The sequence below is a fragment of the Solibacillus isronensis genome, from assembly GCF_900168685.1.
GTDB classification, from domain to species: Bacteria; Bacillota; Bacilli; order Bacillales_A; family Planococcaceae; genus Solibacillus; species Solibacillus isronensis_A.
On record NZ_FVZN01000014.1, the window covers coordinates 1,969,472 to 1,989,978 of the forward strand.

At 40.1% G+C, this 20,507-nt stretch carries 19 protein-coding genes; 2 read left to right on the plus strand and 17 right to left on the minus strand.

The window, feature by feature from the left end; translation table 11 throughout:
* Positions 1 to 6 precede the first annotated feature (6 nt).
* From mutS to gpr, 9 genes are all read right to left on the minus strand, one after another.
* Complete coding sequence (mutS, locus tag B5473_RS18580) at positions 7 to 2,619, minus strand: DNA mismatch repair protein MutS (RefSeq protein WP_079527901.1); 2,613 nt, start codon at positions 2,617 to 2,619, stop codon at positions 7 to 9.
* Between the two features lie 181 nt (positions 2,620 to 2,800).
* Positions 2,801 to 3,388, minus strand: coding sequence for an outer spore coat protein CotE (gene cotE / locus B5473_RS18585; RefSeq protein ID WP_079527903.1), 588 nt, complete (start codon positions 3,386 to 3,388; stop codon positions 2,801 to 2,803).
* A 224-nt stretch (positions 3,389 to 3,612) separates the two neighbouring features.
* On the minus strand, positions 3,613 to 5,802 hold the full coding sequence (locus B5473_RS18590) for an EAL domain-containing protein (protein WP_079527905.1): 2,190 nt from the start codon (positions 5,800 to 5,802) through the stop codon (positions 3,613 to 3,615).
* 213 nt (positions 5,803 to 6,015) lie between these two features.
* Entirely contained in the window at positions 6,016 to 6,453 is a 438-nt protein-coding gene (locus B5473_RS18595) for a RicAFT regulatory complex protein RicA family protein (RefSeq protein WP_079527907.1), read from the minus strand.
* Positions 6,450 to 7,985, minus strand: a complete 1,536-nt coding sequence (gene miaB, locus B5473_RS18600; RefSeq protein ID WP_079527909.1) for a tRNA (N6-isopentenyl adenosine(37)-C2)-methylthiotransferase MiaB — start codon at positions 7,983 to 7,985, stop codon at positions 6,450 to 6,452. The genes B5473_RS18595 and miaB overlap by 4 nt, the downstream gene beginning before the upstream one ends.
* A gap of 76 nt (positions 7,986 to 8,061) precedes the next feature.
* The gene (locus B5473_RS18605) at positions 8,062 to 8,406 is read right to left on the minus strand and encodes a hypothetical protein (RefSeq protein WP_254865369.1); all 345 of its coding nucleotides are present in this window, start codon (positions 8,404 to 8,406) and stop codon (positions 8,062 to 8,064) included.
* Positions 8,407 to 8,496: 90 nt separating this feature from the next.
* Positions 8,497 to 10,326: a translation elongation factor 4 gene (lepA, locus tag B5473_RS18610; RefSeq protein ID WP_079527913.1), complete on the minus strand. Its 1,830-nt coding sequence runs from the start codon at positions 10,324 to 10,326 to the stop codon at positions 8,497 to 8,499.
* A 334-nt stretch (positions 10,327 to 10,660) separates the two neighbouring features.
* Complete coding sequence (spoIIP, locus tag B5473_RS18615) at positions 10,661 to 11,482, minus strand: stage II sporulation protein P (RefSeq protein ID WP_079527916.1); 822 nt, start codon at positions 11,480 to 11,482, stop codon at positions 10,661 to 10,663.
* 84 nt (positions 11,483 to 11,566) lie between these two features.
* Entirely contained in the window at positions 11,567 to 12,601 is a 1,035-nt protein-coding gene (gene gpr / locus B5473_RS18620; RefSeq protein WP_079527918.1) for a GPR endopeptidase, read from the minus strand.
* 164 nt (positions 12,602 to 12,765) lie between these two features.
* On the opposite strand from gpr, the gene rpsT reads away from it, so the two are divergent.
* On the plus strand, positions 12,766 to 13,014 hold the full coding sequence (gene rpsT / locus B5473_RS18625; RefSeq protein WP_079527920.1) for a 30S ribosomal protein S20: 249 nt from the start codon (positions 12,766 to 12,768) through the stop codon (positions 13,012 to 13,014).
* Between the two features lie 71 nt (positions 13,015 to 13,085).
* On the opposite strand, the gene holA is transcribed toward rpsT, so the two are convergent.
* A complete protein-coding gene (gene holA, locus B5473_RS18630) occupies positions 13,086 to 14,096 on the minus strand; it encodes a DNA polymerase III subunit delta (protein ID WP_079527922.1) in 1,011 nt (336 codons plus the stop codon).
* A 245-nt stretch (positions 14,097 to 14,341) separates the two neighbouring features.
* On the opposite strand from holA, the gene B5473_RS18635 reads away from it, so the two are divergent.
* The gene (locus B5473_RS18635; protein ID WP_079527924.1) at positions 14,342 to 14,515 is read left to right on the plus strand and encodes a YqzM family protein; all 174 of its coding nucleotides are present in this window, start codon (positions 14,342 to 14,344) and stop codon (positions 14,513 to 14,515) included.
* 51 nt (positions 14,516 to 14,566) lie between these two features.
* Here the strand turns inward: B5473_RS18635 and B5473_RS18640 are convergent, their stop codons facing one another.
* The 7 genes from B5473_RS18640 to B5473_RS18670 form a co-directional block, all read right to left on the minus strand.
* On the minus strand, positions 14,567 to 16,885 hold the full coding sequence (locus B5473_RS18640) for a DNA internalization-related competence protein ComEC/Rec2 (RefSeq protein ID WP_079527926.1): 2,319 nt from the start codon (positions 16,883 to 16,885) through the stop codon (positions 14,567 to 14,569).
* Complete coding sequence (locus B5473_RS18645; protein WP_079527928.1) at positions 16,854 to 17,429, minus strand: ComE operon protein 2; 576 nt, start codon at positions 17,427 to 17,429, stop codon at positions 16,854 to 16,856. The genes B5473_RS18640 and B5473_RS18645 overlap by 32 nt, the downstream gene beginning before the upstream one ends.
* An 85-nt stretch (positions 17,430 to 17,514) precedes the next feature.
* Positions 17,515 to 18,162: a helix-hairpin-helix domain-containing protein gene (locus tag B5473_RS18650; RefSeq protein ID WP_079527930.1), complete on the minus strand. Its 648-nt coding sequence runs from the start codon at positions 18,160 to 18,162 to the stop codon at positions 17,515 to 17,517.
* Between the two features lie 123 nt (positions 18,163 to 18,285).
* Complete coding sequence (locus B5473_RS18655; protein ID WP_079527932.1) at positions 18,286 to 19,023, minus strand: class I SAM-dependent DNA methyltransferase; 738 nt, start codon at positions 19,021 to 19,023, stop codon at positions 18,286 to 18,288.
* Positions 19,016 to 19,369, minus strand: a complete 354-nt coding sequence (gene rsfS, locus B5473_RS18660; RefSeq protein WP_079527934.1) for a ribosome silencing factor — start codon at positions 19,367 to 19,369, stop codon at positions 19,016 to 19,018. Before rsfS ends, B5473_RS18655 begins: the two co-directional genes overlap by 8 nt.
* Before the next feature lie 6 nt (positions 19,370 to 19,375).
* Positions 19,376 to 19,936, minus strand: a complete 561-nt coding sequence (gene yqeK, locus B5473_RS18665; RefSeq protein WP_079527936.1) for a bis(5'-nucleosyl)-tetraphosphatase (symmetrical) YqeK — start codon at positions 19,934 to 19,936, stop codon at positions 19,376 to 19,378.
* Complete coding sequence (locus B5473_RS18670) at positions 19,905 to 20,498, minus strand: nicotinate-nucleotide adenylyltransferase (protein WP_079527938.1); 594 nt, start codon at positions 20,496 to 20,498, stop codon at positions 19,905 to 19,907. The genes yqeK and B5473_RS18670 overlap by 32 nt, the downstream gene beginning before the upstream one ends.
* Positions 20,499 to 20,507 lie beyond the last annotated feature (9 nt).

The window sequence follows — 20,507 nt, forward strand, 5'->3', positions numbered from 1 at the left end:
CCTCCTTTATTGATTACCTAATAATTTTTGTTGCAGTTCATGCAATAATGTCATCGCCTGCATCGGCGTTGTACCCATTACATTCAGCTTTTTCAATGCATCGAGCACTTCTTGTTGTTCCGGTGCGATTGATGGTTCTTCCTCTATTGAAAACAATGAAAGCTGCAAATCGTTCTCCGCCACTTGTTCTGCTAAAGGCGGACTTTGTGGTTGTTCTTGTTCAGAAATAGCTTGTGGCTTCTCGGAATTCGTTGCTTCAAATTGCTCCAGCAACAGACGGGCACGCTGTAAAATCGATTCCGGCATTTCCGCAAGTTCCGCCACATGAACGCCGTAACTTTTGTCTGCGGCACCTTTTTTCACTTTATGCAAAAATACAACGCGGCCGTCTTGCTCGGTTGCACTGACATGGACATTTTGCAGACGTGCCAGCTCGTTTTCCAGATCCGTCAGTTCATGATAGTGTGTTGAAAATAATGTGTTTGCTCCGATTTCATCGTGAATATATTCCATCATTGCCTGTGCTAGACTCATCCCGTCATATGTTGAAGTACCGCGTCCGATTTCATCGAATAACAGCAAACTGTTTTTAGTTGCATGTGTAATGGCATGCTGTGATTCAAGCATTTCCACCATAAATGTCGATTGACCTGCCGCTAAGTCATCGGCTGCACCGATTCGCGTGAAAATCTGGTCGGTAATCGGTAGGATCGCTTCATCAGCCGGTACATAACATCCCATTTGCGCCAAAACGACAATTAATGCAACTTGGCGCATATACGTACTTTTACCCGACATGTTCGGACCGGTAATCAGCATCATATTTTTATCATCTGTCAGCACACAATCATTCGGGACATAGCTTTGTTTATTGAGCATTTTTTCAACGACCGGGTGTCTTCCTTCAATAATTTTCAAAGCACGCCCTTCATGAAATACCGGCTTTGTAAAACGGTATTTATCCGTAACCGTCGCAAAGCTCATCAGAACATCAAGCTCACTGATTTCGGCAGCCAATGCCTGAACACGGGGTATATACCCTTTTAACTGTTCACGCAATGCTACAAATAAGTCATATTCCAATGCAAGGCTCTGCTCTTCAGCATTCAAAATCAGTGCTTCTTTTTCTTTTAATTCTTCCGTAATAAAACGCTCGGCATTCGCCAAAGTTTGTTTACGTTCAAACCGTGCCAGATCCGTATTATTCAAATGGGATTTTGTAATTTCGATATAGTAGCCAAACACGCGGTTATAGCCGATTTTTAAATTTTTGATTCCTGTCAGTTCACGTTCTTTCTGCTCAAGCTGGGCAATCCAGTCTTTTCCGTTTCGGGATGCATCTCGATATTCATCCAGCTGTGCATTGTAGCCATCGCGAATAACGTCGCCTTCTTTGATTGAAATTGGCGGATGGTCGGTAATCGCTTCTGCCAGCAACTGTTCAATATCGGCACATATATCAAGCTTTTGACCAAGCGCCATACATTTTTCCAATCCGCTGTTAACAAGCTTTTGCTGAATCTCGGGTACTTGTCGTAATGATTCGCGAAGCTGTGCCAGATCGCGTCCCCCAACGGAACCAAATGCTACACGTCCTGCCAGACGCTCTAAATCATATACATTTTTCAGCAGTGTCGTTAATTCATCGCGTAAGAAGAAGTCTTCCAGTAATTCCGTAACAATCGCCTGTCTTGCTTCAATGGCATTTTTCTTTGCGAGCGGCTGGTGCATCCACTGTTTCAGTTTTCGGCCACCCATAGCTGTTACCGTTTCATCCAAAAGCCAAAGTAATGTACCTTTCGAATCCCCGCCGCGTATCGATTGGATCAACTCCAAATTACGTTTGGAATTTGTATCGATACGGAGGAAATTATCAGCTTCAGTATAGGCAAACGGCTGAATATGCGATAATGAACGCATTTGAGTACGTTCCACATATTGTAGTAGTCGCTTTGCCACACCTTGCAGCTGAACCGGCAAATGCGCAACATACTGACCTGCCTTTAACGGATCCATTTCTTCTGTTTCAAGCGAAAGGACGATACCTCCTGCTTCTGCATAATCGGCAAGCAGTAACTGCAGCTGTTCCGTCACTATAAGTTCTTTTATCGCATATGCTTGTACTTGCTGAATTAATTGTTTCGCACTTCCTTCAATTACCGAACAATTTGCTTCCCCTGTTGAAACGTCCAAATAGGCAAATACAATTTCATCATCTTCATTACTTTCTGCAGCAGCTATAAAATGATTCGATTTTCCATCAAGTGCTTTTCCCTCTGTAATCGTTCCCGGTGTAATTACTTGTACGACTTCACGTTTCACAACACCTTTTGCATGCTTTGGATCTTCCGTCTGTTCGCATACTGCCACTTTAAAACCTTTTGCGACAAGTGTTTCGATATAGCCCTGCGCAGAGTGATGCGGTACCCCACACATCGGGATCGGATTATCGGTATTGCCGGCACGCGCTGTTAATGTAATTTCCAGCAGCTGTGATGCTTTAATGGCATCATCAAAAAACAGTTCATAAAAATCGCCTAAACGGTAAAATAAAAAAGCATCTTTGTAATCTTGCTTTACGAGCAAATATTGTTGCATCATCGGTGTATATGTAGTCATGTTTATTTCCCTCACTTGCTAAAACTTGTACAAGTATTATACCATTTGACTCGCATTTTGCCTTGCAAACACAAAGAAAAGGAATTGTCTGAAAGTAATCTTCAAACAATTCCTATCTGTTTACGATAGAGTTTTACAATTTTTTCACGACTAAACATTTGCTGTCAGAAGATAGACACTTTTACGAAAATGATGAGGAATCATAATCTTTGCCAAAATCTTTGCCGCCAGAGTCGGACGAGGATGACGACGAGGATGAGGATGAAGAACTGCTGGATGGTTGTTGTGAACTTTCTTCAAACGACCATTCATCTTCGTAATCTAGCGGGTGTACATTAATGACAACTGTCGTTTCCCCAATAATTTCCACTAAAAATTCACGCTCAACCGTCACTTGAATTTTGTCGCCTTGCTTTGTAATAATTGCCTCAATACAATTCGGCGCTTGTAAAACACGGACTTTTACATCATTTGAATCGACTTCATCTCCATCGCGGAATGACAGTTTGACACGATCCTTATAGGAAATTGTCTCTGTATGCACTGCCGTTTTTGAATGATTGTTATATGCGTACCACACATTCACATCGAACTTCCCTGTCACCTCAACAAATTTACCATTACGTTTCGCTTGGTATTGATGATTAATTACCCAGCAACCTAATATGCTCGTTGGCGCATTCGGTGGACAGAGCGTTTCAACACATTCGGTACGCTTCTTCCCTTTTGCAATAACTGCTTTCGTCACAATTTGACGTAAACGCTTCACCGAACATCTCTCCTTTCTTCAACTGCTCGACTTATTGTATGCGGCAGGTGCCTAAAGGGTGAAATGAGTTTTTAGAAAAGAAAAAACTACTACAATCCTTTATTGTAGTAGTGCTATTCCTATTGCTTCGCTCAAATGTTGCTCAGTACTGTCGTATCCGTATGCGGGATATGGCCTACATAGTGCTTTGTTGTTTAGCCCATATTTTTATTTCACTGAGAGTTTCATTTGCTGAAAGAAATTTTTATTTCGTTATCCAGTAGTTCATTTATTTGTTTAATTGGCATCGGTTTATAATAATAATACCCTTGCCCGACCTGACAGCCTAATCGCTTCAGCTCAAGATGCTGTTCTTCTGTTTCGATCCCTTCTGCAACCGACACCATGTTCAAGTTATCCGAAAGTTGAATGATGGTTTTTATGACAGCATTCATCCGCGGATTCGCTAAATCATCAACAAAACTTTTATCGATTTTAATTTCTTTAAACGGCAGTTCCTGCAAGTAACTGAGTGATGAATAACCAACACCAAAATCATCAATCGACGTTTCAATACCAAGTTGCTGCAGCTCATCGATTATTTTTTTGGCTCTTAAGACATCTTCCAGCTCGACACTTTCGGTTATTTCAAATTTTATAAATTTCGGATCTATTTTATAGCTTTCTATAAGGGCTATGGAACTTTCCACAAATGCCGGATTATAAAAATGACTCGGTGAAATATTAATCGATACTTGGTACAATTTCAATCCTGCATCGTGACGTTGTTTTTGCCATTGAAGTACCTTTTTAAAAATTTCGAGATCAACTTTATAAATATTGCCGGTATTTTCTGCGACCGGAATAAATAACGTTGGTGAGACGAAACCTAAGTCCGCTGAATTCCAGCGTGCCAGCGCCTCAAAACTTTCGATTTCTCCAGTCATCAAGTTTACTTTCGGCTGGAGCATCGGGAAAAATTCACTATTTTTTAAACCGCGCGTAAAATGGGCCAGTACATTCATCTCTTGTTCGACTGACTCAATTAAACCCATATTAAAGTTTTTAATAACAGTGCCCGTTACTTTAAGGGCACTTGATAACGCATTATCCGCCTGGCGGACTGCTTCTATGTAGTTGATACTGGAACTAAAAGATGAAGTTCCTATTTTTAATGTTAAATACACTTCTTTTCCATCAATATAATATGGTTCAGATAAAACCTGATCCGCTTCAAAAGGCGGAATATTCATTTCCCTTAATGACAGCCGTGTAGCAACAATGATCGCTGAGTGTGTGTACCTTGCAATGATCGAGTCTTCGAATGTCGAGATATTCTGAATTCGATTTGCAAGCTGACGCAGTACTTCATCACCGCCTTGGCGGCCATACAAATCAATAATATTTTGATATTCTCCCGGTTCAATAATATATAAATGCCCTTTCGACTGTTCAGCAGCAAAATCATTTAAAATGATTTTAAAGCGCTCATAATTATTTAATCCGGATGCAACATCGTGAAAAGCAAGACGACGAATTGCAGTTTTCTGATCAAAATACTTTAATGCGAGTGTAACGATTGGTGCAATTCGATTCATAAATTTTATTTCAATCGTTTTTGGCTCTGCCCGTTGTTCAAAGTACATTGTAAATAAGCCGATCGTTTTTCCTTCAGAATTTAAAATCGGCTGACTCCACATTGAAACTAAACGATACTTTTCAATAATTGGACGATATGCTTCATGATAATCCGACTGCTTTAAATCTTTAATGATGAGCGGTTTATTGATTTTCCTTTTGTCTCCGATATCCATTAACAGTACTTTTTCATCAAGCTTCTTCAGATCTTTCCACATTTCACCGTAAATATTAATCATCCGGTCATTTTCATCAACTAGTACGATGGAACAGTGGCATTTCTTTCCGAATGTTACTTCAACTGATCTGCAAATATTGCGTAATACATTTTCAAGCGGATGCCCTGTTTCCAGGCTAAAATAGACTTCACGTTCCAGCTCAATTAATGACTCGATGTTCATGGAGTCTGTTACATCTTTCATTATGATGACACAATATTGGAGCACTCCTTGCTGATTGAACATTGGTAAATGCCTGACTTCGTTCCAAAATGCATAGCCATCTTTTCGGTAATGAAAGGAAGATGTTTTAAACGTAAGTCCATTTTCAATACTTTCCTGAATCGAATTCTCATTTAACATATCAGTAAGAGGCCCTTGTAGTAATGACAGTGTTGACCCGATTATATCATCTTCATCGTATCCTGTTGTTTGCATAAAGATCTGGTTTACAAAGTCAATTGTATAACCATTATTCGGGTTGATAATTGCTACTGCCGTATCAATCTGCCTGGCCATCTGACATAACCAATCGTACATTCCTTCATCACTTACACTTAGATGGTCAAATTCGTTCATAGGCAAAGTCCTTCCTATATAGTTCTAACTAACTTAAATTATAACAAAACAGAGTAGGAATATCGACACTATTATTTACACATATTGCTAAGTATTTACGCTCGCGGAAAGCGTCCCGGAATGGAAAACAAATTTTTAACACACAGCAAAAAACTATTTTTCTCTCAGAGAAAAATAGTTTTTTTTTGGGTTATATTCTAGCTCTTAATTATTTTAAGAACATGAGCCTGGTGTACTATTTCGTACTTTCGATCCTGTTTCGCCTTTTAATACATCGCCGCCTGTAGAAGTAATGACTTCATCTGTGACATTATTCGCAATGGCATTTGATACTAATTGTAACAATTCATTTACTTCTGTCTGCGATTGTTTAAATTGTTGAACGACTGGTAATTCGTCAATTTCTGTTTCGATTCCTGTAATCTTACCTTCAATCATTTTCAGCGCTTTTTCTTTCCCTAAGTGCTGGAAGTTAACGGCCTGCTTTTGCAGTGCTTTCAATGAGGCAATCTTTTCGCGTACAAATTGGTTTTCGTTAATTTGTTCTTCCGCTTTTTTGAAAAATTCTACTTCTTCGGTATTCGCAATCATATGGGCAATTTCTTTTGCTTTTTCTACAATCTCATCTTTTGTATACAATTTTGTTGTCATCTTACGAACTCCCCCTCTTTTGTCAGTTCTTCTACAAACTCACCCATTAATGAGTAAGATTTTGCTTCTAAAATTTTTACATTCACAAGCTTACCAATATATTTTGGATCTGCCTTAAAGTTAACAAGACGGTTTTTGCGCGTATAGCCAGCTAACACATCATCGCGTCTTTTACTGCTGCCTTCAACTAAAACTTCAACTGTTTGACCTTCCAAGTCTTTGAGCGCTTTTGCAGAATACTCCCCGACAATCGCATTCAAACGGTGCAGACGATCTTTCTTTTCTTCCTCTGTTACATTATCGACCATTTTTGCAGCAGGTGTTCCTTCACGAGGCGAATAAATATACGTAAATGCCATATCAAAGCCGACTTGGCGATACAAATCAAGCGTTTCCTGGAATTGCTCTTCTGTTTCATTCGGATAGCCTACAATGATATCTGTTGTCAGTGTTACTCCCGGAATTGCCGCTTTAATCTTATCGACTAATTGCAGGAAATGCTCACGTGTATATTTACGTGCCATAATTTTTAAAATTTCGTTTGAACCCGACTGTACCGGTAAATGAATATGGTCGACGAGATTGCCGCCTTTTGCCAATACTTCGATTAAATGATCATCAAAGTCGCGCGGATGACTTGTTGTAAAGCGAATACGCGGAATATCGATTTTACGGAGTTCGTCCATTAAATCACCAAGTCGGTATTCGATATCATCAAAGTCTTTCCCGTATGCATTGACATTTTGGCCTAATAGCATAATTTCTTTATAGCCTTGTGCTGCCAGTTCACGTACTTCCTGAATAATTTCTTCAGGGCGACGAGAACGTTCCTTGCCTCGTGTATATGGAACGATACAATATGTACAGAACTTGTCGCAGCCGTACATAATATTCACCCAAGCTTTAATTGAACCAATACGTTTTTTCGGTAGGTTTTCGATGACATCGCCTTCTTTTGACCATACTTCGACAACCATTTCCTTAGACATATAAGCATCGTGTAAAATATTCGGTAATCGGTGGATATTATGTGTACCGAACACCATATCAACATGCTGATACTGTTTTAAAATTTTGTTCACGACAGATTCTTCTTGCGACATACATCCGCAAACACCGATCAGCATTTCCGGATTTTTACGTTTATATTTTAACAGGAAGCCCAGCTCACCGAATACTTTATTTTCCGCATTTTCACGGATTGCGCATGTGTTTAGTAAAACGACATCCGCTTCTTCAATCATTTCAGTCGGTGTATAGCCAAGCTGCATGAAAATACCAGCCATTACTTCAGTATCGTGCTCGTTCATTTGACAGCCGTATGTTCGAATATAAAACTTACGATCCTGTCCCATTCCTAAATATTTTTCTTCGATATCAAAATCTTTATGATACTTTACTTCTTCTTTACCGCGTTTTTTCGCGTCTTTTAGTGAAGGAGCCGTAAATACTTTCTCGAAATATTTACTATAGTCTTTTTCTTCTTTAGGTTGTTTAATCTGCTGACTAGCTAGTCGTTGTTCTTCATTCATCGACTACTTGCCCCCCTATCATTTATTACCTTTACTCATTTCATCATTATAGCGAACTGTTACTGGTTGTTACAAGCTAGTCGATAAATTGTTTGTAACTATTCAGGTCATTATCGCGTAAAATTGTAAAAAATGTGACACTCAATTTGATGACTTGTGCCCAGTTCATTTCATATTTCGCTTCGAATTGATGCTTCGGCAGGCGCAGAACATCTTGAAACAATCGTTTCGCTTCAATGTTTTGCTGCGCTAAATACGCTAAAAACGCCAAAAACAGCTTGTGGTCCTCCAGTTGCAGTGCTTTATCTTCCAGCAGTACATCTACGCGGCTTCCCGGGGAGTTGGCCCGTTCAAACAATTTATTCAATTCACTTTCCAGTTTTTCATTTTTATACTGCAAAAAATTTAAAATATCGGTCATCTTTTCTACCTCATTTTTAAAAAACATTTCAGTAAACTAACATCTAAAAATAAAAGGCAGAAAGATTGCTCTATCTGCCTTTTACAAAAATTATTTATTATCATCCATTTTCAGTACGGCCATGAATGCTTCCTGTGGAACCTCTACTGAACCTACTTGTTTCATACGTTTTTTACCAGCTTTTTGTTTTTCAAGTAATTTACGTTTACGTGAAATGTCACCGCCGTAACATTTTGCAAGTACGTTTTTACCCATTGATTTAATTGTCGAGCGGGCAATAATTTTTTGACCGATCGCTGCTTGCACCGGTACTTCGAATTGCTGACGTGGAATCAGCTCTTTTAATTTTTCCACAATTACTTTTCCGCGCTCATATGCAAAGTCTTTGTGTACGATGAAGCTTAATGCATCGACTTGTTCACCGTTCAATAGAATATCCATTTTGCTTAACTTAGAAGGCTGGTACCCGATTAATTCATAATCGAATGACGCATAGCCTTTCGTATTTGATTTTAAGAAATCAAAAAAGTCGTATACAATTTCCGCTAAAGGCATTTCATAAACGATTTTCACACGTGTGTCATCGATGTAATCCATGCCTGAGAAGTTACCGCGTTTTTTCTGGCACAGCTCCATAACAGCACCAACATAATCATTTGGTACCATAATTGTCGCCTTTACGTATGGCTCTTCAATGCGGTCGATTTTTTGCGGATCCGGCATCATTGACGGGTTATCCACTTTTAAAACCGAACCATCTGTTTTTGTTACTTCATAAATTACAGAAGGTGCAGTCGTGATTAAATCAATGTTGAATTCACGCTCAATACGTTCCTGGATAATCTCCATGTGCAGTAGCCCTAAGAATCCGCATCGGAAACCGAAACCTAATGCCTGAGAAGTTTCCGCCTCATATTGTAGTGCAGAGTCGTTTAATTCCAGTTTTTCAAGTGCTTCACGTAAGTCGTTGTATTTTGCTGTGTCAATTGGATAAAGACCGCAATATACCATCGGATTTAGTTTACGGTAACCTGGAAGCGGCTCTGTAGCAGCACGGCTGCCTGCGAAAGTTACCGTATCACCTACACGTGTATCCTGAACATTTTTAATTGATGCTGTTAAATAACCTACATCACCAACTGTCAATTCAGCTTGTGGTACTGATTTCGGTGTATGAATTCCTACTTCGATTACTTCGAATTCCGCACCTGTTGCCATCATTTTAATTGTATCGCCGGCTTTAACAGTACCATTTACAATACGGATTGAGATGATAACACCTTTATATGCATCATAAACAGAGTCGAAAATTAATGCTTGTAATGGAGCATCTGGATCACCTTGTGGAGCAGGTACTTTTTCAACAATCTGTTCCAAAATATCCTCGATTCCAATTCCTGCTTTTGCAGATGCAAGTACTGCTTCAGAAGCGTCCAGCCCAATTACATCTTCCACTTCGCCGCGAACACGTTCAGGGTCTGCAGCAGGCAAATCGATTTTGTTGATAACCGGTAGGATTTCCAAATCATTGTCCAATGCCAAATATACGTTAGCCAGCGTTTGCGCTTCAATTCCCTGTGCAGCATCGACTACTAAAATGGCACCTTCACATGCCGCTAATGAACGTGATACTTCATATGTGAAATCGACGTGACCCGGTGTGTCGATCAGATGGAAAGTATAGATCTCGCCATTTTTAGCATTATATTTTAATTGTACGGCATTTAATTTAATTGTAATTCCGCGTTCACGCTCCAGATCCATCGAATCCAGCAGCTGGGACTTCATTTCTCGTTGTGTAACAGTTTGCGTCTTTTCCAATAGACGATCAGCAAGTGTTGATTTCCCGTGGTCGATATGTGCAATAATCGAGAAATTTCGGATATTTTCTTGTCGTTTTAAACGTTGTTCTCGGTTCATGTATAATTCCTCTCCTAATTAGAAAAAACACCTGAGCCCATTTTGGGTTGGTGTCACTACATATGTAGAATATTCATCCATTTACTTTTCTACTAAAATACAGCCTCTATCTCCACCAATTTGAAGTAATGGAACAATAGAGGCATAACTTATTTTAAATTATACTATGAATTGTAGTGAAACGACAACAGCGAACCTTCACCTACAATAGGAAAACCGCATTTCGCGCCTTACTTTTGCGAAATGCGGTTTTTCGTATTGGAGCGAATAGCTGTGCTGAAATTGCTCAACATGTCTCACACTACCCGCCTGCTATTTGTAAACCAATTAATATCTATGCTGCAGATTCAACGAAAGCAACCCGGATCGCCTGAGCTAAAATTGCCATAGTTCGCTGAAGCTCTTCCTCCGTGTTGTCAATACCGCCAAATTCAATCAGCAATACATTTGTTGCAAGATCCTGATTATAAACACCGTCAACACCAGTACCCGACTTTTTCATAATTCCGCGTGAAACGCCTGGCACAATACGGTTCACTTGCTCACTTAACATTGTTGCATAAGCTAAATTCGCTTCATATGCAGGATGTTCCGCGCCGACAACAAAAGCAATCTTTGCATATTGTTCATTATTTGCTGTAAGTGTCGTCACTTTTTTAGGGGCTGAATCCCGATGAAAATCGATTATAAGATCATATTCGCTTTCTTCCAAATATTGGGCCAATACAGGTCGAGCCACTTTGTATGCCTGGTGAAATGTTGCATCAACCTGTTTCATTTCGGTCATGACATCAAAGTCTACAATATGTGGGGTTAAATCGTTTAATTCCAGATAATGCTGCATCATTTCCTGAAGTGAAAAAATATTCATTTCTTCATCATAAACTGCCTGCATCCCTTTTGTTTTTTTGACGATCGGCTTATAGGACTCGTGTGAATGTGTGAACATCAACAGTACATCGAATGGATCGACTTTCGGTTCTTCAGGTACTGTGACAATAGGCTCTGCCGCTGCATAAACAACGTGTGGACGTTCACTTTTAGTTTTTTGTGTAGTCATTTCATTATTTGGAAAAGGGAATTGCCCAATAATGATAGGCAGTGAAAATAAAAATAAGAACAATAATGAGAAGCGTTTTAGTTTCCGCAAACACATCACCCTTTCTCCAATACAATATGGGAAAAGAGTAAAACTTAGAACGTATAACTAGTTTTTATTGTTCAGAAAATAATTCGCCTGTTAATTACCGGCTTTTTGTTTTTCTTCAAGCCATGTAAACAAGCTTTCACCTAGTAAAAATGCATATTGGCTTAGCCAGAAGTCGACTTCTTTCGGTGTAACCATCAAACGCTCCGGGTGGGTACTAAATACTTCTTCAAACAATTGTCTGCGATCTTCAGTCGGCCATGTTGCCCACTGGCCGAAAATCGGCTCAACTGTCGTTAAATCTACTTCCTCGTTTACAGGTGTCCAGCTTGTTACAGAAAGCTTTCCTGACGGTTTTCCTCTTTCCTGTATTTTAGCCGCAATTGATCTGAATGCAACATCGATTGCATCGGCGATTAAAATCGGCGCTTCCACAACAGTCGGAACTCCGATTGCTGTTACCGGGACGCCGAGCACTTCCTTGGAAACTTCCTTGCGATGGTTGCCGACACCCCCTCCTGGATGAATCCCTGTATCTGTCAGTTGGATTGTCCGACATAAACGGGCACTTCCGCTTGTTGCAAGCGCATCGATAATAATGACGAGCGCAGGTTTAATTTTTTCTGCCAATGCATGGATATAATCACTTGTCTCAAATCCTGTTTGGCCGGTAACACCTGGCGCATACAAAATAAACTTCGGTGAATCCAGTTCCGACTGTTTTTTATGCATTGCATCAATCGTATAAGGGCCAATTGCATCCGGGGTAATCGTCTTGTTCCCTAAGCCGATCACTAAAATTTTTGAATCCGCCGTAATTTTTACGTCTTTATGCAAATCGTGCAGGTAATGGATTAAAGACTCCTGCATTTGCTCAAAACCATGGCGGTCTTCTGATGTAAGTGTAGGGATCGACAACGTTATATACGTCCCCTGCTTTTTACTTATTCTTTCTTCCCCTGTAGCATTCACTTCAACTTTTGTGATTTTGACACGATTTTGTTGAGATTCTTCCATGTGAATGCCACGTTCGTGTTCCAATGTTTCCTTTTGCTGTTTTGTCTGATGTTGGACAACTTCTGCTGTTTCATCAATTAAATCTGTTCGATTCCAATCAATTTTTTTCATAATGCACCTCCACAATTCAGTTTGTTCAAACTGTCAAGTAAATATTCTTTGCGTTTATGTATTGCAATTCCTTCAATCCTTTGGTAGAATGATTTTTGTTGTATTGACACATGAAATAAGTGAGAAAATACTCATCTCGTACCTAAATCTAGGAGGTGAAAGAAATGCCAAACATTAAATCTGCTATCAAACGTGTAAAAGTTAACGAAAAAGCTAACGCTGCTAACGCACAAGCAAAATCTGCAATGCGTACTACAGTTAAAAAAGCTGAGCAAGCGATCGCAACAGGTGCTGAAAACGCACAAGAATTAGTAGTTGCTGCTTCTAAAGCATTAGATAAAGCTGCTTCTAAAGGTCTTATTCACAAAAACGCGGCTTCTCGTAAAAAGTCTCGTTTAGCGAAAAAAGCTTAATTGTAAACTTATAAAGCCAACTGTGCATCTGCACAGTTGGCTTTTTTCATTGTTTCCTAGAATATAATTTTCTATAGTTTCTTCATTAAAAACAGCTCTAGATGACGTTCACGGTTACCCCCTGTTGTTTTCAGCTGAAGATCTACTTCCGCCAGACTATAGAGCGCTTGGAGTAAACGCTGGTCGGATGGGCGGTTTCTTTGACCTGAAATGACCTGCACCCGGTACGGATGAATTTTAAGCTGTTTTGCAATCTGTTGCTGATGGTACCCTTTCTTTTGCAAATAGAAAATATTGGTCATTGTCCGGATATTGTTTGCTAAAAGTCCTACTAGCTTGATCGGTTCTTCTTTTTGACGTAAAAGATCATGATAGATTTTGAGAGCCTCTTCCTGATTGTGGTCCAAATAGGCATTCAGCATTTTAAATGCATCATGCTCAAGCGTTTTTGCCACTAAATCCTCAACAAGTTCACGTGTTATTTCATAATCTTCACCTAAATACAAGGCCATCTTTTCGATTTCCATCTGAAGCTGGAGCATATTCGGACCGACCATTTCAAGCAGTTTGCCGACAGCTTCATCCGTAATCGCTTTTCCATGCTGCTCTGCTTCATTTTTTACCCATACATTCAAATCGTTGTTTTGTGGTGTTTCCGCTAAGATTACTGTACATCTTTCTTTCATAAGCTTCGTTACTTTTTTACGCTCATCCAACTTTTCGTACGGAGCGATAAATATGGTGATGGCTGTATCGGTAGGATGCTGCAGCCAGCTTTCAAGACGCTTTAAATCATGGTCAATCTTTTCCTTGCCTTTTTCAGTCGCTTTTAAAAATGATGCATTTTTGGCTATTATTAATTTACGTTCCGAGAAAAACGGAATCGTATCCGCTTCATCAATAACATAATCAATCGGCTGTTCATTTAAGTCAAAGGTCATGACTTCCGCTTCTTCATTTTTTTGAAGAGCCGCCTTTAACTGCTTAATTGTTTCATCTACAAAATAGGATTCTTCTCCTACAAGCAAGTAAACCGGTGCGAAATTCCCCTTTTTAAAATCTTGCCATACTTTTGTTATCATACTGGGAACCTCCTTTACTTTCGTAGTTCTAAGTATACCATTTTTTACGTTATTGAGGATGTCCAGTTTCGCATCTCTATATGCCCCGAAGAAGAATTTATTTTGTCGATCACCTCTCTATTTATTTATAGATTTTTCTTGAATTTCACTCCGATTAAATAAACCAATAAAAGGAATAATTAGCATTTCATATAGCATTTTTAGTTAGAATATTCTATAATTATTGAAGATTAGGAGGGATACTTATGGCAGGACATCAAGATCCAAACTATGTAGCTGAAAACCCATTCGAAGGTCGTGGCCGAGCGATGAAAAGCAATGACTTCCCGGATGCCGGTTACGGTTTCGCCATCGGTGGCGGATTCTTCATCGTATTGTTTATTATTGCAACAATCGTAGAAGCAGCTACACGTCTGTAATTCCTTAAAAGTGGGATGGTTTCTCGTTAAAATGAGAAACCATCCCCTTTTTTATTTCATAAAAAGAGAATTCGATTTTTCAATGTACATTTGATTTTGTGAGACTGAAACTTCTATCGTACCGTCTAAACCTGTTGTGAAGTATTGGGTATTTTTCGCCTCAAACCGATTGACAACATCAATATGCGGATGATTATAGCGGTTATTTTCACCTGCCATAAACACGACAAATTTAGGGTTTGTTACTGTTATAAATTCCTCGGTGCTTGATGTCTTACTGCCATGATGCCCGGCCTTCAATAGATCGATATTACGTAATTCCTCGTTATAAAGTCGAATGAGCTCCCTCTCGCCTTCCTGCTCCAAATCCCCTGTAAACAATGCCCGAAACGCCTCATGCTTTACAAATAGAACGAGCGAATCATTATTTCCTTCATATTCAATTTCCAATGGCCATAAATATTCAAATGCTGTTCCCCCGATTTGCCACTTATGACCAGCCATTTTCTCGATCAGTTTCGTATTTGTTTTCTCAAGCTCATGCAAAAAATCGTTCATCACCGGCTTGGTGATCGATCCTGGTGTCACATGAACCTCCTTTACAATCACTTCCCGCAACACCTCTTCAGCGCCCTCTACATGATCGGCATCCGCATGTGACAGCATAAATATATCGATTGTCTGGATTCCTCGTCCTTTTAAATAAGGAACGACAACTTGACGCCCAACTTCATAGGGAGTTTTGCGCTCTTTCCATGTTTCCTGTTCAAATCGCAACAAGCCCCCTGCATCAATAACAATGACCGATTTTCTGTGCGGCAGTTCAATGACAATGCAGTCCCCTTGACCGACGTTAACAAAGGCAATTTTCAGATCACTGTGCAAAAATGGCTGTATATGAAATATAAAGGCAGGCAGTACTAAAGCAAAGATGACTTTCTTTAACGGAGCTTGCTGGTCAAGCAAATAAAATGTAAAAAAAACCGAGACGTATAAAATGACAAGCCACATAATCGAAGGTTTTCCGGGGTTCCACATTTGGACAATCGGCTGCTGAATGAAAAGAATGAAGTTTGTCAGTGCTGTACGCAGCGGCTCATACATAGAAAAGAGAATGGAGTCAAACGAGAATGGCAAAAAAGTCAGTATAAGGACAAGTAGATTGATGGGTAAAATAATAAAGGAAAAAAGAGGAACGAAGAAAATATTGGCGATAAAAGAAGAAAGGCTGATTTCGTAAAAGTGGAACAGTAATAAAGGATAAACGAGGATTTGGCAAACGAACGTAATGTAAAAGGATTGTACCCAAAAATTTGAGTAGCGGGCTAAAATGCGGCCGGAATAAACTAAGCTGTACGTGGCCAAATAGGATAGCTGAAAGCCGACTTGAAAAACTGCACCAGGCTCTAATAATACAAACACAATAAAGCTGAGCGACAATGCATCATCCATCGGTATTTTCCAACGAACATACTGCGCAAGCAAGACGAATTCCACGACACTTACCGCACGCCAAATAGACGGTGCCCCTCCTGCTAAAATTGCATATAACGGCAGTAAAATAAGCAATAATACTGTAGCGACTTCTCTGCGTATTCTCAAGCGAAGCAATAACTGAAAAAACAGGAACGAGACAAATGCGACATGCAAACCCGAAATCGCGAATAAATGGGTAATGCCAAGCTTTTGATAGGCGCGGTTTAATTGTTCGTCGACATTTTCCTGAAAACCGATCAAAAGGGCCTGTGCCTCTGCTGCAAGAGATGGCGGGAAAGTTTCTTCAATATGTTTTTTTAACCGAAAGCGCTGTTCATAGATTGGTTGCATGAAGTTTTTATTTTGCCGAAAATATTGGAGGTGCTGAATTTCAATAATCCCTCTTGCATTTTTGCTTTGCAAATAACGGGCCATAGAAAAGCCATAGCGGTGCGCGGGGAATGATGGGGATACTTGCTCTCCGGTTACAATAAAACTTGTACCAGCAAGCTGCTGTGCCTCGAAGCGCTGTTTTTCTTTTTCAGTTTTCAATTCATAGGTGACATATACTTTGTTGCCGGATTCATCAAGCATGAACCCCCTTAACATCACACCATTTATATTGTACTCGTCGGTCCACGTTAACATTGCCGGTAGTTTAACCGGATGTGAAAGCTTATTGACTTCATAGGAAAAATAGCTGTAACTTCCAATACCAACTATTAAAATAAATAACAGATGGATGTTTGCCAGTCGCTTATAAAGACTAAACACCAGCAATAACGCAAGCAGGAAAAGAAGCCTTCCCGTTTCAAATGCAGCAAGTGCACTGATACAAACCGACAAGGCGTAAAATATCCAGTTATGCTTGAACAAGTTTACCAAATAAAGCATGCATCTTCTCCTCTAATGGGAGCAACTGATCTCGGCTTGCACCTAACTCACGAAGCTTCTCAAGCATTTCAGCGGTCAATGCGAACTTTTCATCTTGCAGAAAGTCGATCTTAGCTTCATCAAATGGAATATGTGCAACATGGACATCCGCTTTTTTGAACAGTTCCATTGCGTACATATTATTTTTATAATCTTTTGCATAGTACACATTTTTAATGCCGGCTTGAATGATCGTCTTCGTGCATGGCAGGCATGGGAAATGCGTGACATATAGATCCGCTCCATTTGATGGCGTACCATATTTTGCACATTGCAGTAATGCATTCGTTTCGGCATGCACTGTGCGGACACAATGGTTGTCCACAACGTAGCACCCTTCTTCGATACAGTGTTCGTCACCTGAAATCGATCCATTATATCCGCCGGCAATGATGCGCTTTTCCCGTACAATTGTCGCACCTACCGCAAGACGGCTGCACGTGCTTCTTAATGCGAGTAAATGACTTTGCGCCATAAAAAATTGATCCCAAGTAATTCGCTCCATATGATAACCCCCAAATGTTTTGTCACCTATCAGTTTATACATAGTTCCTGACATTCGCAATGTAAGTTCGGTCAGAAATTTCACTTTATTTTACGTCGATTAGGTCCTTTAACTGCTCAAATGTTTTGTCCCCGATTCCCGTTACCTTTTTTAAATCATCAATGACTTGAAAATTCCCATGTTCGGAACGGTGCTGAATAATCGCCCCCGCTTTGGATGGACCAATTCCCGGAAGCTGGGTTAACTCCGCTTCCATCGCTTTATTTATATTAATCTTCCCGGTCGTATTTCCACTGCCGGAGCCGGTTGCCGGACCTGCCTGTATTATCCGTTCCATTACTTCTGCAGGCTCTTCACCCATTTTAGGTACATAGATGACCATTTCATCCTGAAGTCTTTGGGCATGGTTAATAAGCACCGGATTGGCATCGTCTGTGTAACCTCCTGCTGCTTCAACGGCATCGACAATCCGTTGTTCTTCGGATAATGAATAAACACCCGGATATTTTACCGCTCCTTTTACATCAACCATTATTGGCTTTTGTTCGGTTTCAACTTCCGTGTCCGGATTTGCGGAAGGTTCTTCAATAGCTGGAATTGTCATTTGGTCAATTGTTTCTATCGTAGCACTGTGCGAGGAATCATCGAGGAATAATAAGTAGATTAATACCGCAGCAACGATACCGCCCAGAACAGCAAGTTGCTTTTTATACTTCTCCAGAAATGGCTGCAAAATAAAAAACACCCTTTCATAAAGAAGGTTTTATATATGGAGCTTACATCCACTATACAAATTCCGCTTCTTTATGAAAAGGTATTTCCATCAAAACTGCCGAAACTTACTTTTTCAGCTATTTTATTTAACCGCCCGAATAAAAATTCGTTCGCTTTCATCAGTCGGTTGTGTTGGTGTCCAGTCTGCCGTTACTTCAACATGAGAAAAACCGACCTCTTTTAGCCATTTCGCATATTGCTCATACGCAAATGTGCGCTGATAATGTTCTTCATCAAAACGTTCATACAGGCCGCTTTCTGTTAGTACAAAAAATGTCATTTGATGGTACACAGAATGGGGTTCTTCACCTGGCTCTGTATGCCAAACATATGAAATTTCGCCGTCATCATATGTAAATGGACCATCCAGAAAAATATCGTCCATTTTATATAACGAATGTACATCAAAGAATAGTTGTCCGCCTTCACGGAGACTGTCAAATATCCGCTTTAATGTTTCCACGACATTTTGCTGCTCTTTTACATAGTTGATTGAGTCAATTGGGATGATGGCAACATCCAAATCGCTGAAACCATCTAGTTCGTCCATTGACATAGCATATAGAGGCATTGAAACCTTCTCAGCTTCCATACGCGCACTTGCAATGGCAAGCATGTCTTCCGATAAGTCAATCCCTGATACAGCGTAACCTGCTTTATGCAGCATTAATGCAAGCGTTCCTGTACCACAGCCAATATCGAGCAGATTTTTATAGTTCTGTGCAGGTGCAAATGTCTGAATCCATTCCACATATTCCGTATACGGGATATCTGTCATCAATTCATCATAAACTTCCGCAAAACGTTCATAACTATTCATTGTCCATTTGTGGCGCGTCTAATTGTGGTGCATCTCCCCATAGACGCTCTAGGTTGTAATAGGCACGCTCATCTTTATGGAAAATATGTGCAACAACATCACCCATATCGACTAAAATCCAGCGTGCAGTATCAAAGCCTTCAAGCTTACGTACTGTGAAGCCCGCTTCTTCTGCTTTTTCTTTAATTTCACGTGCAATTGCCTGTACTTGGCGCTCTGAGCTACCTTCTGCAATGATGAAATAATCAGCTAAAAGTGAAATCCCTTGCATATTTAATGCAACGATATCTTCTCCTCGCTTGTCATCGATTGCTTTGTACGTAATATTTAATAACGTTTCATTCATGTATGTTTATTCCTCTCTTATTAAGCTGTTGTAGCATTCAATTGAAACAGGGTAAATTGCCTGCTGTGACGAAACTAAAAAACTGAGCGTATGTGTCACACATGCCCGGAATGCATCTTCTAAACTGATGTCTGCCAATGTTCTTAGTTCCTCAACACCCTGAAACTTACGATTTGGTTCAATCATATCTGCTACATAAATAATTTTCTCAATAGTTGTCATATTCACACGTCCGGTAGTATGGTAACGAATTGCATTTAAAATGGCTTCATCATTAATTTGGAATTCCGTCTCGACAATCCAGGCACCGACCGGGCCATGCAATATTTCTGCATTCCAGTCAAGCAAACGCGCATCCAACTGCTGTTCGATCACGACTTGCTTCATCCAGTCAACATCCGCATATTTAGCGATATCATGGAAAATAGCCGCAATCTCTGCTTTTTGTGGATTTTCATCGTATTGATGAGCTAAACGGATCGCTGTTTCCATTACACCAACCGTATGAATATACCGTTTTTCAGGCATTCGATCTTTAATCGCGGCCAGCATCGTTTGACGATCCATACAAACCTTCCTTTCGAATATACTGTTCAACTGCAGCAGGCAATAAAAATTGTAAAGGTGCCTCTGATTGCTGTAATCGGTTTCGAATATATGTTGAAGAAAGGTCAATTTGCGGAGCTTCCACCATGCACACGTCGTAGGAAGATTTTGCTTCACTGCCCGGGCGCATCACTCCAACAAATGTGACAAGTTCCATTAATTCATCGATACGGTGCCATGTATGCAAAGAGTCGATCATGTCCCCGCCGATAATAAAATAAAACTGTATTTGTGGTTCACGTTCACACAATGCTTTCATTGTATCGAATGTATAGGATACCCCTCCGCGCTCAAGTTCGTATGTTTCCACATGAAAATAAGGAATGTCCTCGATCGCCAGCTCAACCATCCGCAGACGCTGCGCATTTGTTGCCGAGCGGGACAAATCCTTATGCGGCGGTTTTGCATTCGGCATAAAGCGTACTTCCGTCAAACCAAGCGCTGCATACACTTCGTTGGCCATCATTAAATGTCCAATATGCGGTGGATTAAAAGTTCCTCCAAAAAGACCGACTTTCTTCATTACACTTCA

Bases quoted from the DNA above. Each gene is read 5' to 3' on its own strand.
- B5473_RS18590 (WP_079527905.1), bottom strand. From the start codon at position 5,802: ATGAACGAATTTGACCATCTAAGTGTAAGTGATGAAGGAATGTACGAT.
- B5473_RS18640 (WP_079527926.1), bottom strand. From the start codon at position 16,885: ATGCTTTATTTGGTAAACTTGTTCAAGCATAACTGGATATTTTACGCC.
- yqeK (WP_079527936.1), bottom strand. From the start codon at position 19,936: ATGGATCGTCAAACGATGCTGGCCGCGATTAAAGATCGAATGCCTGAA.
- rsfS (WP_079527934.1), bottom strand. From the start codon at position 19,369: ATGAATGAAACGTTATTAAATATTACGTACAAAGCAATCGATGACAAG.
- B5473_RS18605 (WP_254865369.1), bottom strand. From the start codon at position 8,406: ATGACCGATATTTTAAATTTTTTGCAGTATAAAAATGAAAAACTGGAA.
- lepA (WP_079527913.1), bottom strand. From the start codon at position 10,326: ATGAACCGAGAACAACGTTTAAAACGACAAGAAAATATCCGAAATTTC.
- B5473_RS18645 (WP_079527928.1), bottom strand. From the start codon at position 17,429: ATGGAGCGAATTACTTGGGATCAATTTTTTATGGCGCAAAGTCATTTA.
- B5473_RS18670 (WP_079527938.1), bottom strand. From the start codon at position 20,498: ATGAAGAAAGTCGGTCTTTTTGGAGGAACTTTTAATCCACCGCATATT.
- spoIIP (WP_079527916.1), bottom strand. From the start codon at position 11,482: ATGTGTTTGCGGAAACTAAAACGCTTCTCATTATTGTTCTTATTTTTA.
- B5473_RS18635 (WP_079527924.1), top strand. From the start codon at position 14,342: ATGGCAGGACATCAAGATCCAAACTATGTAGCTGAAAACCCATTCGAA.
- miaB (WP_079527909.1), bottom strand. From the start codon at position 7,985: ATGAATGAAGAACAACGACTAGCTAGTCAGCAGATTAAACAACCTAAA.
- holA (WP_079527922.1), bottom strand. From the start codon at position 14,096: ATGATAACAAAAGTATGGCAAGATTTTAAAAAGGGGAATTTCGCACCG.
- B5473_RS18655 (WP_079527932.1), bottom strand. From the start codon at position 19,023: ATGAATAGTTATGAACGTTTTGCGGAAGTTTATGATGAATTGATGACA.
- rpsT (WP_079527920.1), top strand. From the start codon at position 12,766: ATGCCAAACATTAAATCTGCTATCAAACGTGTAAAAGTTAACGAAAAA.
- B5473_RS18595 (WP_079527907.1), bottom strand. From the start codon at position 6,453: ATGACAACAAAATTGTATACAAAAGATGAGATTGTAGAAAAAGCAAAA.
- gpr (WP_079527918.1), bottom strand. From the start codon at position 12,601: ATGAAAAAAATTGATTGGAATCGAACAGATTTAATTGATGAAACAGCA.
- mutS (WP_079527901.1), bottom strand. From the start codon at position 2,619: ATGACTACATATACACCGATGATGCAACAATATTTGCTCGTAAAGCAA.